The organism is Cupriavidus sp. 22TCCZM01-5 (genome assembly GCF_057798915.1).
In genome coordinates, this window is record NZ_JBYOJR010000004.1 from 218389 (window position 1) to 235257 (window position 16869).

The 16869-nt window shown below is 68.0% G+C and carries 14 protein-coding genes; 6 read left to right on the plus strand and 8 right to left on the minus strand.

Annotated elements, in window-relative coordinates; all coding sequences use genetic code 11:
- Positions 1-120: 120 nt before the first annotated feature.
- Positions 121-1647, plus strand: a complete 1527-nt coding sequence (locus AC3FNH_RS06025) for a helicase HerA-like C-terminal domain-containing protein (RefSeq protein WP_488719378.1) — start codon at positions 121-123, stop codon at positions 1645-1647.
- Positions 1648-1654: 7 nt separating this feature from the next.
- On the opposite strand, the gene AC3FNH_RS06030 is transcribed toward AC3FNH_RS06025, so the two are convergent.
- From AC3FNH_RS06030 to AC3FNH_RS06055, 6 genes are all read right to left on the minus strand, one after another.
- A complete protein-coding gene (locus AC3FNH_RS06030) occupies positions 1655-1837 on the minus strand; it encodes a DUF3149 domain-containing protein (protein WP_488719379.1) in 183 nt (60 codons plus the stop codon).
- Positions 1838-1985: 148 nt separating this feature from the next.
- Complete coding sequence (gene upp, locus AC3FNH_RS06035; RefSeq protein WP_276099804.1) at positions 1986-2636, minus strand: uracil phosphoribosyltransferase; 651 nt, start codon at positions 2634-2636, stop codon at positions 1986-1988.
- A 169-nt stretch (positions 2637-2805) separates the two neighbouring features.
- Positions 2806-4206 (minus strand): MFS transporter, encoded by a 1401-nt coding sequence (locus AC3FNH_RS06040; protein ID WP_488719380.1) that lies wholly within the window; start codon positions 4204-4206, stop codon positions 2806-2808.
- Between the two features lie 562 nt (positions 4207-4768).
- On the minus strand, positions 4769-7705 hold the full coding sequence (locus AC3FNH_RS06045) for a cytochrome c (protein ID WP_488719381.1): 2937 nt from the start codon (positions 7703-7705) through the stop codon (positions 4769-4771).
- Positions 7702-8199 carry a (2Fe-2S)-binding protein gene (locus tag AC3FNH_RS06050; RefSeq protein ID WP_488719382.1) on the minus strand — a complete coding sequence of 166 codons (498 nt, stop codon included), beginning with the start codon at positions 8197-8199 and terminating at the stop codon, positions 7702-7704. The genes AC3FNH_RS06045 and AC3FNH_RS06050 overlap by 4 nt, the downstream gene beginning before the upstream one ends.
- Before the next feature lie 127 nt (positions 8200-8326).
- Complete coding sequence (locus AC3FNH_RS06055) at positions 8327-9487, minus strand: FAD-dependent oxidoreductase (RefSeq protein ID WP_488719383.1); 1161 nt, start codon at positions 9485-9487, stop codon at positions 8327-8329.
- A gap of 364 nt (positions 9488-9851) precedes the next feature.
- On the opposite strand from AC3FNH_RS06055, the gene AC3FNH_RS06060 reads away from it, so the two are divergent.
- From AC3FNH_RS06060 to AC3FNH_RS06075, 4 genes are read left to right on the plus strand one after another with little or no spacing between them, the layout of a single operon-like run.
- Complete coding sequence (locus AC3FNH_RS06060) at positions 9852-10604, plus strand: maleate cis-trans isomerase family protein (RefSeq protein ID WP_488719384.1); 753 nt, start codon at positions 9852-9854, stop codon at positions 10602-10604.
- Between the two features lie 10 nt (positions 10605-10614).
- Positions 10615-11448 carry an alpha/beta fold hydrolase gene (locus AC3FNH_RS06065; RefSeq protein ID WP_488719385.1) on the plus strand — a complete coding sequence of 278 codons (834 nt, stop codon included), beginning with the start codon at positions 10615-10617 and terminating at the stop codon, positions 11446-11448.
- 23 nt (positions 11449-11471) lie between these two features.
- A complete protein-coding gene (locus AC3FNH_RS06070) occupies positions 11472-12551 on the plus strand; it encodes a 2,5-dihydroxypyridine 5,6-dioxygenase NicX family protein (RefSeq protein ID WP_488719386.1) in 1080 nt (359 codons plus the stop codon).
- Positions 12544-13200 carry an N-carbamoylsarcosine amidohydrolase gene (locus tag AC3FNH_RS06075; RefSeq protein ID WP_488719387.1) on the plus strand — a complete coding sequence of 219 codons (657 nt, stop codon included), beginning with the start codon at positions 12544-12546 and terminating at the stop codon, positions 13198-13200. The genes AC3FNH_RS06070 and AC3FNH_RS06075 overlap by 8 nt, the downstream gene beginning before the upstream one ends.
- Positions 13201-13227: 27 nt before the next feature.
- Here the strand turns inward: AC3FNH_RS06075 and AC3FNH_RS06080 are convergent, their stop codons facing one another.
- Entirely contained in the window at positions 13228-13971 is a 744-nt protein-coding gene (locus tag AC3FNH_RS06080) for a TetR/AcrR family transcriptional regulator (RefSeq protein ID WP_488719388.1), read from the minus strand.
- A 94-nt stretch (positions 13972-14065) separates the two neighbouring features.
- Between AC3FNH_RS06080 and AC3FNH_RS06085 the strand changes: the two genes are divergently transcribed.
- Positions 14066-16345 carry a xanthine dehydrogenase family protein molybdopterin-binding subunit gene (locus AC3FNH_RS06085; RefSeq protein ID WP_488719389.1) on the plus strand — a complete coding sequence of 760 codons (2280 nt, stop codon included), beginning with the start codon at positions 14066-14068 and terminating at the stop codon, positions 16343-16345.
- Between the two features lie 29 nt (positions 16346-16374).
- Here AC3FNH_RS06085 and AC3FNH_RS06090 read toward each other — a convergent pair whose 3' ends face one another.
- Positions 16375-16854, minus strand: coding sequence for a MarR family winged helix-turn-helix transcriptional regulator (locus tag AC3FNH_RS06090; RefSeq protein WP_488719390.1), 480 nt, complete (start codon positions 16852-16854; stop codon positions 16375-16377).
- Positions 16855-16869: the final 15 nt, after the last annotated feature.

Below are 16869 nucleotides of genomic sequence, written 5' to 3' on the forward strand. Positions count from 1 at the left end.
CGGGCGCGCCGGGTGACGGGTAGGCCCGGCTGCTGGCTATAATCAGCCGATGATTTTATCACGCGGCCCCGCCTGCGCCGCGCCTGTGGCCAGCCGCCACGCTTCCCGATCCTAGACACCATGGCCGAACCTATCCTGATCGCCAAGAACGCCGAGCACGAACTGGCCCTGCTGCCGCAAATGGGCAACCGGCACGGACTGATTACCGGCGCCACCGGCACCGGCAAGACCGTGACGCTCCAGACGCTGGCGCAAGGCTTTTCCCGGCTCGGCGTGCCGGTCTTCATGGCTGACGTCAAAGGTGACCTGACCGGCATTTCCCAGCCTGGCCAGCCTACGGAGAAGCTCAAGGCCCGCCTGGCGGAACTGAGCCTGCCCGAGCCGGCATGGGGCGGCTGCCCGACCACGCTTTGGGACGTGTTCGGCGAGAAGGGCCATCCGGTGCGTGCCACCATCTCGCACATGGGCCCGCTGCTGCTGTCGCGCATGCTGGAGCTGAACGACACCCAGCAGGGCGTGCTCAACCTGGTGTTCCGCATTGCCGACGCCAATGGCCTGCTGCTGCTCGACGCCAAGGACCTGCGCGCGATGCTCCAGTACGTGGGCGACAACGCGGCCCGGTTCACCACCGAATACGGCAATATCTCCGCCGCCTCGATCGGCGCGATCCAGCGCGGCCTGGTGGCGCTGGAATCGCAGGGCGCGGACCTGTTCTTCGGCGAGCCCATGCTGAACCTGGAAGACTTCATCCAGACCGACAAGGGCCAGGGCGTGGTCAACATTCTGGCGGCGGACAAGCTGATGAACTCGCCCAAGCTCTACGCCACATTCCTGCTGTGGATGCTGTCCGAGCTGTTCGAGAAGCTGCCCGAGGCCGGCGACCTCGACAAGCCCAAGCTGGTCTTCTTCTTCGACGAGGCGCACCTGCTGTTCAACGACGCGCCCAAGGCGCTGCTCGACAAGATCGAGCAGGTCGTGCGGCTGGTGCGCTCGAAGGGCGTCGGTGTGTACTTCGTCACGCAGAATCCGGTCGATATCCCCGATACCGTACTGGGCCAGCTCGGCAACCGTGTGCAGCACGCGCTGCGCGCGTTCACGCCGCGCGACCAGAAGGCGGTCAAGGTGGCGGCTACGACCATGCGCGCGAACCCGAAGCTCGACCTGGAAACCGTCATTGGCGAACTGGGCGTGGGCGAGGCGCTGGTGTCGCTGCTCGACGCCAAGGGCACGCCGGGCGTGACCGAGCGCGCATGGGTGCTGGCGCCGGGCAGCCGGATCGGCCCGATTACCGACGACGAGCGCAAGCAGTTGATTGCGACATCGCTGGTGGCGGGTACGTATGAAAAGGCGATCGACCGCGAATCGGCCTACGAGAAGCTGCGCGGCAGCGTGGCGCCGGCGGCGAACGGAGGCGGCGCCACGGCGCAGAAGCCGTCGGCCGGCGCGCCAGCCGAAGCAGGCGGATGGCTGGGCACCGCCGGCGAGATCTTCGGCACGCTGACCAAGGGTACCGGCAAGAGCGGCCGCGGCGACTCGATTTTGGAGTCGATGGCCAAGTCGGCCGCGCGTACCGTCGGCTCCCAGGTCGGCCGCGAACTGATCCGCGGCGTGCTGGGCAGCCTGCTGGGCGGCGGCAAGAAGAAGTAAGCGCCGCTCAGTCCCAGCCGTTCTGCGACGCGGGCCGGCTTCCCGCGGCGGCCTTGGCGGCTGCCGCGTCTTCGCGCATCTTGCGGCTGAACATCCGCGCGAAGAACCACGCCATGCCGATGATAAAGACGATGACCGCGAGGCTCATCAGCCCGGTGCCGGTCGTGAACAGGATCTTGAAGGCTTCCATGCGGATCTCCCAGTGAGATATCGACGTGTTGCAGCACAAGCTGTGCGACGTCGAGTGTAGGGAGGCGCGCTTGCGGGGTCGTTGAGTAGGATCAAGCCCTCGCCAGCCAAGAAAGTCGGGGGCCAGCCCACGCCGGCCCGCCGCGGCGTCAGTTCTTGGTGCCGAACAGGCGGTCGCCCGCGTCGCCGAGGCCCGGCACGATGTACGCGTGGTCGTCCAGATGGCTGTCGAGCGACGCCACGTACAGCTTCACGTTCGGGTGGGCCTTGTGGAACACCTCAACGCCCTCGGGCGCCGCCACCAGCGCGACGAAAGTGATGGCTTCGTCCTTCACGCCGCGGCGCTTCAGCACATCCACGGCATGCGCCGCCGAGTAACCGGTGGCAACCATCGGATCGCACAGGATGAAACTGCGGTCTTCCACGTCCGGCAGGCGCACCAGGTATTCCACCGGACGGTGCTGCTCGTCGCGGTACACGCCGATATGCCCGATCCGCGCCGACGGGATCAGCTCCACCAGCCCATCGCTCATGCCGACACCGGCGCGCAGCACCGGCACGATGGTCAGCTTCTTGCCCGCGATCACCGGCGCGTCCAGCGGCACCAGCGGCGTTTCGATATGCCGCGTGGTGAGCGGCAGGTGGCGCGTGATCTCGTAGCCCATCAGCAGCGTGATCTCGCGCAGCAGTTCGCGGAAGGTGCGCGTGGACGTGTCCCGGTCGCGCATATGCGAGAGCTTGTGCTGGATCAGCGGGTGGTCGAGGATGTACAGGCTGGGGAAACGCGGATCTTGTTTCATGGCGGCGGCGAAGGCTCGGCGGGAGAGGGTGAAGCGGGCGGCCCCGGTCTTGTGGATCGGGGCGCCGCGCCGTTGTAGCGGGATTGTAATGGAAGCGGGCCGCCGCGCGGCTGCGGCGGATCCTGCCTGTCGCTACGTTTCCGGACCTGCCGTGCCGGCAGGCCGCGCGTCAGTCGAGCGCCCGGTTCTTCGACTCGATATCGACCATGTAGATCGCCAGCGCCGCCACGGCCAGGAACGATGAGAGCAGCACCAGGGCCAGCGTGAAATGCGTGGCCATGACCGGGGCAACGATGGCCGGCGCGAACAGGCCGCCGAAGCGGGCCATGGCGCCCGCCGTACCCATCCCGCTCGCGCGCAGGTCGGTCGGATACACCTCCGGCGTGAAGGCGTAGAGCGCGCCCCAGGTGCCGAGCAGCGAGAAGCTCATCAGCAGGGTGGAGCCGACCACCAGCGCGGGAGACTGGCCCAGGCTGTAGAGCATGCAGCCCGCGGCGCTGAGCAGCAAGAAGCCGATCAGTGTCGGCTTGCGGCCCCAGCGCTCGACGCCATGCGCGGCAAGCGCGAAGCCCGGCAGCTGCACCAGCGCGAGCAGGATCAGGAAGACCTGGCCGCGCATGAAGCCGAAGCCCTGGCCGGCCAGCTTCACCGGCAGGTAGACGAAGACGCCGTAGTAGGCGATCGAGATCAGCGCCCACGCCACCAGCAGGCTGATGCTGCGGCGACGGAAGCCAGTCGCGAACAGCGCGAGCACCGACTTGCGCTCCATCTTCTGCGGCTCGAGCGCGCCGATTTCAACCGAAACGCGATTGGCGGCCGCTACACGCTGCAGCACCGCGCGTGCCTCGGCCGAGCGTCCCGACTTGTTCAGGTAAAGCGGCGACTCGGGCACGAAGAAGCGGCAGACCACGCCGACCAGCGCAGGGATGCCGGTGACCAGGAAGATCAGGCGCCAGGCTGCATCGCCGTGCGAAACGGCGATCAGCGCCAGCACCGCCAGCAGGATCGTGCCGACGGCCCAGAACGATTCCAGCAGGACCAGCCAGCGGCCGCGACGGTCCGAGGGCAGGAACTCGGCCATCATGGTGTAGTCGACGGGCAGGGTGCCGCCGACGCCGATGCCGGTCAGGAAACGCAGCACCAGCAGCCACTGGAAATCCGGCGCGAACGACGACGCGACACCGCAGATGGCGTCGATGACCACCGCCATCATCAGCACGGGCCGGCGGCCGATCCGGTCGGCCAGGCGGCCGAACGCGAACGCGCCGATCAGCATCCCGACAAAGAACATGGTTCCGGTCTGCAGCGCCGTGGGCACGGGAATGCCGAAAGTCTTGGCAATCGAGGGCGCGGTGAAGCCGATCGACAGCACCTGCATCGCGTCGGCGAGCCAGACCAGGCCGAAGATCACGAACAGCCGGTACTGGAAGCGGCCGACGCCGGCGGCGCGGATGCCTTCCTCGATCGTGATGGCCCGGGACGTTGTTGCCCTCGGGTTCGACGGCGGGGCCGAGCTTACCGACGCGTCAGCGATGGTCGTGGGGGGCATGGATGAAATGGATGACGACATTTTGTCTACCTGTCTACCTGTCTGTGTTAGAGGGCTGTTTCCTGAGCCCGGATGCACACGTCTGTCGAAGCAGGGGGCCGGACCAGTGCGCGGGTCCAGACTGACGCGTGATGTTGTCGCGCCGCCGATTGCAACGTAACGTTGGGGGGCTTCAATCGGGCGAAGCGAGAACTATGCCGGGAGCACTCTGGCCATGCATGGGTGATGTGGATACGTCATCGTGACTCCTTATTGTCTACCCTTGGTGGTTTTCTGGTCTTGTATTCATCGTGGCACGCAATCGCGGTGCGCGCTCCTTGTCCTGGAATGCACCGCTGCATGCCCTGCTCGCACTCATGTAGTGCGTGCTACATGATCGTTCAGCGTAAGCTACATGAAAGGGGCCGGCAAGGCCGATCTGCGGTTTTCTCCTCGGGGTTTTCCCGCGCGCCGCCATGCGTGCGCAGGCAGGGTCTCCTGTGCGGCGGAACACCGCCGTCAGTGGTTCCGCCGGACACGGCATGTCCTCGTCCGGCAGGTGGAAATGGTGCGCGGCGATCGTGCCGCGCAGGTCTCCATCAGCTCAGTGCGCGGGTGCCGCGCGCAGGCGCGCGACGGTGGCCTCCACGTCCTGCCACGCGGGTTTGTCGGGCGCGAAGCGCGCGCGCAGATATTGCGTGAGCGCGGTGACCTGCTTGTCGTCGAGGCTGTCGGCGTAAGACGGCATGGCGCCGAGCGTGCTGTTCGGCGGCGCCGGCATGCCTTGCAGCAGCACCTGGATCACATTGTCGGGCCGGTCGCTGTGCAGGTTCGTGTTCAGTGCCAGCGAAGGCTTCACGCCGAACTGGCGCATGCCCTGCTCTGACTGGTGGCACACGGCGCACGCGCTCTGGTACAGGCGCGCCGCGGGGCCGCCCAGCGATCTGGCTGCCTCGGCGCTGCGCCGCTCGTACTGCGCGGCCTGCGCGGTGATTTGCGCGGGCGCGGGCGGCGGGGCGCTGAACGACGCGACGTAGTGCGCAATGGCGCGCACATCCGATTCCGGCAGTTGCGCCAGCTCTTCCACGACGGGAGCCATCGGCCCCGCGGCAGCGCCGTGGTGCGCGGCATAGCCACCGCGCAGGTAGGTGAACAGGGCGTCTTCGGTCCACGGTACCGGCGCGCGCGACAGCGCGGTCAGCGCGGGCGCATCCCAGCCTTCGGCGGTGCCGCCTGTCAGGTAGTGGCGCCCGCCTTTCTCGCCGCCGAGTGCATTGCGCGGCGAATGGCAGGCGCTGCAATGACCCAGGCCCTCGGCCAGGTAAGCGCCGCGGTTCCATTGCGCCGATCGCGTGGCATCCGGCTGGAATGGCGCGTTACGGTGGAACAGCAGGTTCCAGCCGGCAAGCAGCGGACGCAGGTTGAACGGGAAGGCTAGTTCGGTGCGCGGCACGCTGGTCTTCACGGGCTCGGCCGACATCAGGTAGGCATACAGCGACTGCATGTCGGCATCACTGATCTTCGCAAAGGCCGTGTAGGGAAACGCCGGGTACAGCCGGCGGCCGTCGCGATGGATGCCTTCGCGCATGGCGCGCTCGAATGCGGCGAATGACCACGTGCCGATGCCAGTCTCGGCGTCGGGCGTGATGTTGGTGCTGTAGACCGTGCCGAACGGCGTTTCCAGCGCCAGGCCGCCGGCATTCTTCACGCCGCCCGGTGCGGTATGGCAGACCGCGCAGTCGCCGGCGGCCGCTACCAGCCGTCCGCGTTCGAGCGTCGCGGCCGAATAGAAGCCGGGTTCCGGCGGCGCCACGGGCGCGATGGGCGCGCGCCAGGGCAGCACCGACGCGCACAGGCCCGCAGCGGCGGCCGCCGCTGCGGCCAGCCAGCCGCGCTTGCTGCGGCGCTTCTCAGGCGGTTGCGTGTCCAGTGCCAGGCGGATGCGCTCGGCGCTGAACGGCGGTTCGCGCAGGCGTACGCCGGTGGCATCGAAGATCGCGTTGGCGACGGCCGCCGCCGCAGGCAGTGTCGCGGCGGGGCCGGCGGCCAGGGTATTGCGCGTAGCCAGGGTGCCGGCCATGCGGATTTCCGGCACGTTGGTGCAGGTCACCGTGGGCAGTGTGTCTGATGCCTCCGGCTGCCCGGCGGGCCATGCATCAAAGCCGGACGCTGGCGCGGTCAGCTGCCTTGCGGCCTGCGCCACCACGTGTTCGAGTGCTGGTGAAGCGGGCGTGGCGCGCTGCGGCACGGCCGCTTCGCTGTCGTGACCGATGGTCACACGCGTGACGGCGAGTTCGCCGGTGGTGCCATCGACTTCCACTTCCGCGACCCACGCCGACCAGCTTTGCGCATCATCGCTCTCTATGGCATGCGCATACGCGAAGCCGCGACCACGACGCACGTTGCCCGAGCGCGCAGCGCCGGCACGCGGCGCTGACGGGTTCCATCCGGCGCGTTCGGCCACGTCGCGAACCAGCGCCGCGCCGCGCGCGTCGTCGAGGTGTTCCAGCCGCAGTGCTACCGGATCGGCGCCGGCACTTGCGGCAATCTCGTCAAGGTGCGATTCCTGCGCGAATACCCGTGCGCGGGCGCTGGCGAGCGGTGCATCCGGCGAGCCGGCATCCGCACCGGCAGCGCTGATGTCGATGTTGGGGATACGGTACGGCGGCAGCACGCTGTCGCTCGCTTGCGCGTCGCCGGCGGCTTCGGTCACCGGCGCCGGCGTAAGGGTCAGCCACAGCGCGAGCGGCAGGACCGGCGCTGCGGTGCCGCCATGCGTGGCGGCGTACGCGTCGATGACGGCGCCGGCGCGCGCGCTGTCGATGTGCCAGTCCAGCGTCGCATCGGCCAGCCCGATGTCTTCAGCGGTAATGGTTCGCCGCACGCAGCAGCCAGCGGCGTGCGCCATCAGCGCGGCGTCGGCGGCGGCATGGTGCGCGAGCAGGCCAGGATCGGCACTGTCGTCGGCGCTTTGCCAGGACACCAGCGTGACTTGATGTTCGGCGATGCCAAGCAGCGCGGCCAGTTCGGCACGCAGCGCGCCCGGACGCGTGCTGGGCAGCCAGACGTGCAGCGTGCCGTCGCGCCAGTCCGCGACCGCCGTGCACGTCGCTGTCGCTGCCTCCACGCCAGCCAGCGGCCACTGGTAGTGCTGTGCCTGGCGTGCGCGCGACTGTGCAAGCGCCCCCGCGGCGTTGCCAAGCTGCGCGAGCGCCTGCCGCCGTACGGGTGCCGTATCCGCTGCTGGCGCAGCGGTCCAGCGCGCGCGCAGTGAAGCAGCCGCGTGCGCGGCCTGTTCGGGGGTGTCCGCCACCACGCCAGCGAAGTTGTTCCTGACGACGATGGCACGCACGCCCGGCGCCGCCGCGGCAGCGTCCTGGTCCTCCGCGCCGAGCAGGCGCGCCACGAGCGGCTCGCCGCCGGCCCAGCGCAGTCCGGGCGGGCGCAGCACATGGGCGGACAGGCAGCGCGGCAATGGCGGCGGGCTCTCCGCCATCATCGAGACCCCGGTGCCGGAGCGGAGTGCCAGCGTGTCGTTCACGGCTGCGCTCCTTGCGTGCATTCGCGCTGCAGGACCGCCGCGCGCTGCACGGCGCGCACGATCTCCACGTGCGTGCCGCAGCGGCACAGGTTGAAGCGCAGCGCCTCGCGGATCTCGGCCTCGCTCGGGTCCGGATTCTCCGCGAGCAGCGCCTTCGCGGTCATGATCATGCCGTTGAGGCAGTAGCCGCACTGCGCGGCCTGCTCGTCGATGAACGCCTGCTGCACCGGGTCGGGGTGCGCGGGCGTGCCCAGTCCCTCCAGCGTGGTCACGTCATGGCCAAGCACGGCCTTCACCGGCAGCACGCACGAGCGCGCGGCGGTGCCGTCCACCAGCACCGTGCAGGCGCCGCACTGGCCCAGTCCGCAACCGTACTTCGGGCCATTGCAGGCCAGGTCGTTGCGCAGGATATAGAGCAGTGGCGTGTCGGGCGCCACGCAGACCGTATGGTCGGCGTGGTTGACATGCAGCGTCAGGGGGCGGGGCGCGTTCATCGGGGGCAGGGGGCGGTTTGAACATCACGCATCGCTGCGCCGCGCCCCTTCATGGCGAGGGGCTGTGGCGCGTCGGACCCATACAGCGGCGACACCGGCCGTACGGGCAAGCCGGCTCAGGCGGACATCATGCAGCCACCGACAGCGGCGGACGTCCGGCCGAAACCAGCGGCACGTTGTACACATCGTAGCCGAAACACCAGTCGGGATTCTCGTTGGTGCGCAGCCACGTGTTGTTGTGCGAGACCAGCTGGACCTTGCTGGCGCGCTCGGCACGGTTGGCTTCGTACAGCGCGAAGGTGGCGGCGTGGTCGTCCGTGCCGGCCTCGACGAAACAGCGCGTGAGCATGGCGGCATCCTCGATCGCCATGGCAGCGCCCTGGGCCATGTGCGGCTTCATCGGGTGGCAGGCGTCGCCGAGCAGCACGAGGCGGCCGCGGCTCCATACCGGCAGCGGATCACGTTCCAGCAGGGGCCACTTGGTCACCTCCACGGTGCCTTCGATCAACGACTGCACGCCCTGGTGCCAGCCGTCGAACGCGGCGCGCATCTCTTCGATGCTGCTGGGCACCCAGCTCTTGCTCATGTCCCACTCGGGCTCGGGCACGCCGGTCACGTAGTAGATCTCGTCGAGCTTGCTGGTGTCGAAGTACACCATCATGTGGCGGTCGTCCGACCACCACTTGGTGCAGCGGTCATGCGTGAAGCCCTTGACGCGCGAGATCGGGAACACCGCGCGGTGCGCGACATAGCCGGTGTACTTGGGCGGCTCCGCGCCGAGCAGCGTTTCGCGGATGCGCGAGTTCACGCCATCCGCGCCGATCACGATATCGGCCTCGTCGACGGTACCGTCCGTGAAGCGCAGTTGCACCACGTCGCCCTGGTCGGTCACGCTTTCGAGCTTCTTGTTGAAGAACAGCGTGCCAGGCGCCACGGAATCGGTGAGCAGCTTGTGGAAGTCGCCGCGGTGCACGGTCAGGTAGCTGGCGCCGTAGTGCTTCAGGGCGTAGTCGCCGAGCGGAATCTGCGCGATCACCTCGCCGCTCTCCCAGTCGCGGCTGTACCAGTAGTCGGGGTGGCAGCCCATGTCATTGAGCGCGTCCTCGATGCCGATGCGCCGCATGATCTTCATCACGTTCGGACCCACGTGGATGCCAGCCCCCAGGCGCGAGAACGCCGGCGCCTGTTCATAGAGCCTGACCTGGAAGCCGGCGCGCTGCATCAGGGCGGCAGCGGCCGTCCCTCCGAGTCCTGCGCCGATGATTGCGATTCGCGGTTTGCCTTGCACGTTATTTCTCCTGGCGGTGACACATGGGTCGATGAGTGGGGGCCGGCTCCGCGGCCAGTTGTTGAAAACGAGTGTACACACTCAAAAAATCAAGGTAAAGCCAGATTTGCATCAACCTATGGAAAACCCTGATGTTGATGTGATCGCCATCGGGTTTCTCCCAGCAATGGCGAATTTATGCGCAAATTAAGGGCGTCAGCTATTCAGTGCGCACTGAATGAGTGCTCTTTTCGGTGCGCAGAATCTGTTTGCGCATATAGAGTGTGTACACTACAATCAATCGCAACCGCGGACGACCGGCATCACTGCCGGGAGCGGCCGGGTAGACAAGGCATTCCCAAGACAACAGATGACGGAGTCGACAGTGCAGAAAGTTTTCCGAATCGGCCAGATCGTGCCGAGCTCCAACACCACGATGGAAACCGAGATCCCGGCCATGCTGACCGCGCGGCAGCAGATCCGCCCCGAGCGCTTCACCTTCCATTCCAGCCGCATGCGCATGAAGAAGGTGGTCAAGGAAGAACTGGCCGCGATGGATGCCGAATCCGACCGCTGCGCCGTGGAGCTTTCCGATGCACGCGTGGACGTGCTCGGCTACGCCTGCCTGGTCGCGATCATGGCGATGGGGCACGGCTACCACCGCAAGTCGGAGCAGCGCCTGAAGGCCCACACCGTCGAGAACGGCGGCGACGCACCGGTGATCACGAGCGCCGGTGCGCTGGTCGACGCACTCAAGGTGATCGGGGCGAAGCGCATCGCCGTGGTCGCGCCGTACATGAAGCCGCTGACCGAGCTGGTGGTCGACTACATCCGCAACGAAGGCTACGAAGTCGTCGACTACCGCGCGCTGGAAATCCCGGACAACCTCGAAGTGGGCCGCCACGATCCGGCCAAGCTGCCGGGCATCGTCGCGCAGATGAATATTGCCGACGTCGATGCCATCGTGCTGTCGGCCTGCGTGCAGATGCCGTCGCTGCCGGCCGTAGCCAAGGTCGAGGCGATGACCGGCAAGCCGGTGATCACCGCGGCCATCGCCACCACCTACGCGATGCTGCGCGCGCTGGATCTGGAGCCGGTCGTGCCGGGTGCCGGCGCGCTGCTGTCGGGCGCCTACTGAGGGCCGCGCCATGAGCACCTTCCTCTATGGCGGCAACGTCCAGGCCAATGGCATCCGTCAACACTATCTGCGCTACGGTGGCAACGATGGCGAGCGCGCGTCGCGCGACGCCGTGATCATCGTGCCGGGCATCACGAGCCCGGCGATCACCTGGGGCTTCGTCGGCGAACAGTTTGGCCAGCGCTTCGATACCTATGTGCTGGACGTGCGCGGCCGCGGCCTGTCTGAAGCGAGCGACACGCTGGACTATAGCCTCGATGCGCAGGCCACCGACGTGATCGCCTTCGCGCAGGCATTGGGCCTGCAGCGCTACGCGATCGTCGGCCACTCGATGGGCGGACGCATCGGCGTTCGTGCCGCGCGGCAGCAACCGGCAGGCCTGACGCGCCTGGTGATGGTCGATCCGCCGGTCTCTGGCCCGGGCCGCCGCGCTTACCCGGCGCAACTGCCCTGGTATATCGATTCGATCCGCCTCGCGCGCGCCGGCATCGACGCCGAGGGCATGCGCCGCTTCTGCCCGACCTGGACGGAAGAACAACTGCGCCTGCGCGCCGAATGGCTGCACACCTGCGACGAACGCGCGATCCTGGCGAGCTTCAACGGCTTCCATGAGGACGACATCCACGCTGACCTGCCGCACGTGTCGGTGCCGACGCTGCTGATGCGGGCGGGCCGCGGCGACGTGGTGCGCGATGAGGACGAACAGGAAATCCGCACGCTGCTGCCGGGCGTGCTGGTGAGCCACGTGGCCGATGCCGGCCACATGATCCCGTGGGACGACGAGGCGGGTTTCTACCGTGCCTTTGGCGATTTCCTCGGCGCGCCGTTGCCCGCGCTGGCCTGATTACCGCGATCGGAGGAGCGAACATGCCCGTAAGCGATTACGACCTGACCCAGGCGTGGAAGCAGGTGCTCACGCTGTCGAAGCTGGAAGCCGGACAGACGGTCACGGTGTTGACCGGTGCCGCCACGCATCCGCAGACCTTGCGTACCGCCATGGTGGCGGCCGCGTCGATGGGCGCCATCGTCAACCGGCTCGACCTGCCGCCGGTCAATGGCGAGAAGGCGCTGAGCCGCGACGCACTGGCCTATCTCGGCACCACGCCGCTGACCGGCAACCGCGCCGCCATTGCAGCGCTCAAGGCGAGTGATCTTGTGCTCGACCTGATGACGCTGCTGTTCTCGCCCGAGCAGCACGACATCCTGAGCGGTGGCACGAAGATCCTGCTCGCGGTGGAGCCGCCCGAGGTGCTCGCGCGCATGGTCCCCACCGAGGCCGACCGCACGCGCGTGAAGGCCGCCACGGCGCGGCTGTCGCGCGCGCGGGAAATGCATATCGTCTCCGACGCGGGCATGGACTTGCGCTGCAGCCTCGGCGAGTTCCCGGCGATCAGCGAGTACGGCTTCGTCGACGAGCCCGGCCGCTGGGACCACTGGCCGAGCGGCTTCGTGCTGACGTGGCCGGACGAAGGGGGCACCAACGGCACCATCGTACTGGACAGCGGCGACATCCTGCTGCCGATGAAATCGTATATCCAGGAGCCGATCCGCATCAAGGTCGAGGCCGGCTATGTGAAGGCGATCGAAGGCGGGCTCGATGCCGAGCTGCTGGCCGACTACATGGCATCGTTCAACGACCCGGAAGCGTATGCGATGTCGCATATCGGCTGGGGCCTGCAGCCGCGCGCGAGCTGGTCCGCGCTGGCCATGTACGACCGGGAGGCCACCATCGGCATGGACGCACGCGCATTCGAAGGCAACTTCCTGTGCTCGTTCGGCCCCAACAACGAAGCGGGCGGCAGCCGCACTACCGCCTGCCATATCGATATCCCGGTGCGCCGCTGCACGGTCAGCCTCGACGGCGAGCCCGTGGTGGTGCGGGGCAAGGTGACGGACGGCCACCACGCACCCGTCAACACATTATTCAAGGACGCCAGCCATGCATGACGAAGTCCAGACCTACCAGCGGCAAGGCTTTGGCACCGCCATGGAGATCCGGCCGCCGTACGGGCTGCTGATCATCGATTTCGTCAACGGCTTTGCCGATCCGGGGGTCTTTGGCGGCGGCAATATCCCGGAGGCCATCCGCAATACCCGGCCGCTGCTGCGCGCGGCGCGCGACCAGGGCTGGCCGGTGGCGCACAGCCGCATCGTGTTTGCCGATGACGATGCCGATCACAACATCTTCACCCTGAAGGTGCCCGGCATGCTGACGCTCAAGGAAGACAGCCACAACAGCGCGATCGTGCCGGAGCTGGCGCCGGCGGCCGGCGAGCTGGTGGTGCGCAAGACCGTGCCGTCGGCGTTTTTCGGCACCTCGCTCGCGGCATGGCTCACGCAGCGCGGCGTGCAGACGCTGCTGGTGGCCGGCTGCGTCACCAGCGGCTGCGTGCGCGCGAGCGTGGTGGACGCGATGTCGCTCGGCTTCCGGCCGCTGGTGCTGTCGGACTGCGTCGGAGACCGCGCGCTCGGCCCGCACGACGCGAACCTGTTCGACATGGAGCAGAAGTACGCCACCGTGCTGACCCGCGACGAAGCGCTCGCGCAGATCGCGCAGATCGCGCAGCGCGCGGCGGGCGTGCGCGCGGCGGCCTGACGCGTGCCGGCGAGACCGATGCGCCGCTCAGCCGGCCATCGCGCTGCGTTTCCGGGCCGGCTTGCCGGAAGGCCTGGCCGGCGCGGGCGGGGCGTCGGGGACGGCGCCGGGCACCGCCACGGCGCGCAGCACCGTCTGCTGGATCACATCGCGCCAGTGCGACACCGCGGCCGGGCTCATCATGGGCTCGCCAAGAAAGGCACTGAGCGTATGATGGTTCGAGTTATAGAAGTAGCCGAGCGAGGCGATCACCATGTAGACGTCGCGCGCGCCGGCGTCGGGCCGGAACAGGCCCGCCGCCTTGCCGCGCGACAGGATGCCGTCGAGCACGGACAGCGCGTAGCTGGAAATGTCGCGCAACCGCACGGACTTGCGCGCGTGCTTGCCCTGGCTGATGTTCTCGCTGGTCAGGATCGCCACGAACTCCGGGTGCTCGAGGTAGTAGTGCCAGATGAAGTCGATGAGCTGCGAGAGCGCGCGCACCGGATCGGCCGCGTCGAGTTCGCCTTCGAGCTTCTGCTCGGCCTCGTTGAGTTGCAGGTAGATGGTCTCCAGCACTTCGACAAACAGCTTTTCCTTGCTGCCGAAGTAGTAGTAGATCATCCGGTCGTAGGTCTTGGCGAGCGAGGAGATGCGTTCGATGCGCCCGCCGTCGTAGCCGCGCTGCGCGAAGACCTTGATGGCCGCCTTCAGGATCCGGTCGCGGCTGTCCTGCGCCTGCCGGGCGCGCGTGCCGACTGCCGCGCGCTGGGTTGCGGTCTTGAGGGTCATGTTGGATGGCTCGGCATGAGGTCTGTGTCTGGCAGGCAGTATAACGGTGGCATCGAGGGTGCCGCCTGAAGCGAAGCGGCAAAATTCACGAGCTATGACTGCGACAATCCTCGATACCGTTCCCGAGGCAGAGGCCTCCACCCCGCGCGCAAAGCGCCTGGCGCTGCTGCAGGCCAGCGGCGTGCTGCTAGTGACGCGCGCCCCGCAGGCGGCGGCGCGTCCCGCGCCAGGCCAGCCGGGCGCCGCGTCGGACTATGTGCCGGCGCTGCCCGATATCTTCGTGGCCGTGCGCGATACCGGCGAGGTGCTCGCCTTCAACGGCCATGTCGACCTGGGCACCGGTATCCGCACCGCGCTGGCGCAGATCGTCGCTGAAGAGCTCGACGTGCCGCTCGCGCGCGTGCGCATGGTGCTTGGCCATACCGAGGCCACGCCCAACCAGGGCCCGACCATTGCCAGCGCGTCGATCCAGATTTCCGCCATCCCGCTGCGGCGCGCGGCCGCGCAGGCGCGCGCATGGCTGCAGGCGCGCGCGGCGCAGCAACTGGGCGTGGCGCCGGAAACGCTGGAGGCCGACGACGGCGTGTTTCGCGTAAAAGGCGTGCAGGACGGCATCGGCTACGGCGCCCTGGTGGCCGGCGGACATGTCGAGCTGCCGCTGGCCGACGACGTGCAGACCAAGCCGGTCGAGGCCTATCGCATTGTGGGCCGTGGCGCGGGCCGCGTGGATATCCCCGACAAGGCGCGCGGGGTGCTGACCTTCGTGCATGACGTGCGCGTGCCCGGCATGCTGCATGGCCGCGTGGTGCGCCCGCCGTACGCCGGCCGCGATGCCGGCGATTTCGTCGGGACCAGCCTGCTGGAAGTCGATCGCGATTCCGTGCGCGATGTGCCGGGACTGGTCGACGTCATCGTGCAAGGCGATTTCGTCGGCGTGGTCGCCGAGCGCGAGGAGTACGCGGTATTGGCGGCGCGGCGCCTGCGCGTGCGCTGGAAGCCGGTCCCGCCGCTGCCGGCGCTCGACGATCCCGAGCCTGCGCTGCGTGCCAATCCGGCCACGCGCCGCGCCTTGCTGGACGACGGCGAGATGCCGGCGGCCAATGCCGGCACTACGCTGGCACGCCACTATGTCTGGCCTTACCAGATGCATGGCTCCATCGGCCCGTCATGCAGTGTGGCGGACTGGCGCGAGGACGGCCTGACGGTATGGTCGGGCACACAGAACCCGCATGTACTGCGCATTGACCTGGCGCGGCTGTCCGGACTTGGCGAGGACAGCATCGAGATCGTGCGCATGGAGGCCGCAGGCTGCTACGGCCGCAATTGCGCCGATGATGTTTGCGCCGACGCCGTGCTGCTTTCGCGCGCGGTGGGCCGCCCGGTGCGCGTACAGCTCTCGCGCGAGCAGGAACACCTGTGGGAGCCCAAGGGTGCGGCGCAGCTGATGGACGTCAGCGCGACGCTTGGCGCCGGCGGCGAATTGCTCGGCTACGACTTCGTCAGCCGCTATCCGTCCAACGATGCGCCGACGCTGGCGCTGCTGTTGACCGGGCAGGTGCCCAATGCGCCGCGCATGCTCGAGATGGGCGACCGCACCGCGGTGCCGCCATACGCCTACGCGGGCCGCCGCATCGGCTGCGACGATACGCCCGCCATCGTGCGTGCATCGTGGCTGCGCGGGGTATCGGCACTGCCGAATACGTTCGCGCATGAATGCATGATTGACGAACTGGCGAGCGAGGCCGGCACGGACCCCGTGGACTTCCGCCTGCGCCACCTGCCGGACGAACGCGCCGCCGACCTGCTGCGCGCCGTCGCGCAAGCCGCGGGCTGGCAACGCGGGGCACAGGGTTCACGCGGCGTACCGGATGCGGACGGCAAGCTGCGTGGCCGCGGCGTGGCCTATGCGCGCTATATCCACAGCCGCTTTCCGGGCTTCGGCGCGGCGTGGGCCGCATGGATCCTCGATGTTTGCGTCGATGCCGACACTGGCCAGATCGCCGTCGAAAAGATCGTCGTGGGCCAGGACACCGGCATGATGGTCAACCCCGACGGCGTACGCCACCAGATCCACGGCAACGTGGTGCAGACGCTGAGCCGCGTGCTCAAGGAGCAGGTGCGCTTTGACGGCACGGGCGTGGCCAGCCGGGAGTGGGGCGGCTATCCGCTGCTGACTTTCCCGGAGATCCCGCCGATCGAGGTGGTGCTGATGCCGCGGCAGTCGGAGCCACCTTTGGGCGCGGGCGAGTCGGCATCATTGCCGGGCGCGCCGGCGATGGCCAACGCATTGTTCGATGCGATCGGCGTGCGCTTGCGGCGGCCGCCGTTTGTGCCGGAGACGGTGCTGGCCGTTCTGCGTAGCCGTCGGCCCTAGCAAACCGGCAGCAGTATTTGCGCTGCCGCTCAGTTCCCGCCGTTTGATTCGTCGATCTCGCTCATCTTGCGTAGCAGGTAAGTTACCGCCACGCGCTCGGCCGGGTTCAGGTTGCCAAACGTCTGTTCGGAAATCTGCTTCGCGAACGGCACCGTCTCGTCGATCAGCGCCAGCCCGGCCTCCGTCACCGTCACCACCACCTTGCGCCGGTCATTCGGATCGTGCGATACCGCAATCAGCTCGCGTGCCTTGAGCCGCTCGATGATGCCGCGCACCGTGGCCTGGTCGATCGCCGTGGCGCGCACCACTTCATTGAGCGAGCACGGTTGCCGGTCCCTGACCGCGCACAGCACCACGAATTGCGAGGCCGTGAGCTGCGAATCGGGAATGGTCTGCTGGAAGATGGCCACGTGGCGCTGGTACGCGCGGCGCAGCAGGTGGCCCACCTGTTCGGTGAAATCGTAGCCGGGGTCGGTCTTGCCGGCGGGCTGGTCGGAGGAGGAGGGCACTTCGATCGTGGTGCG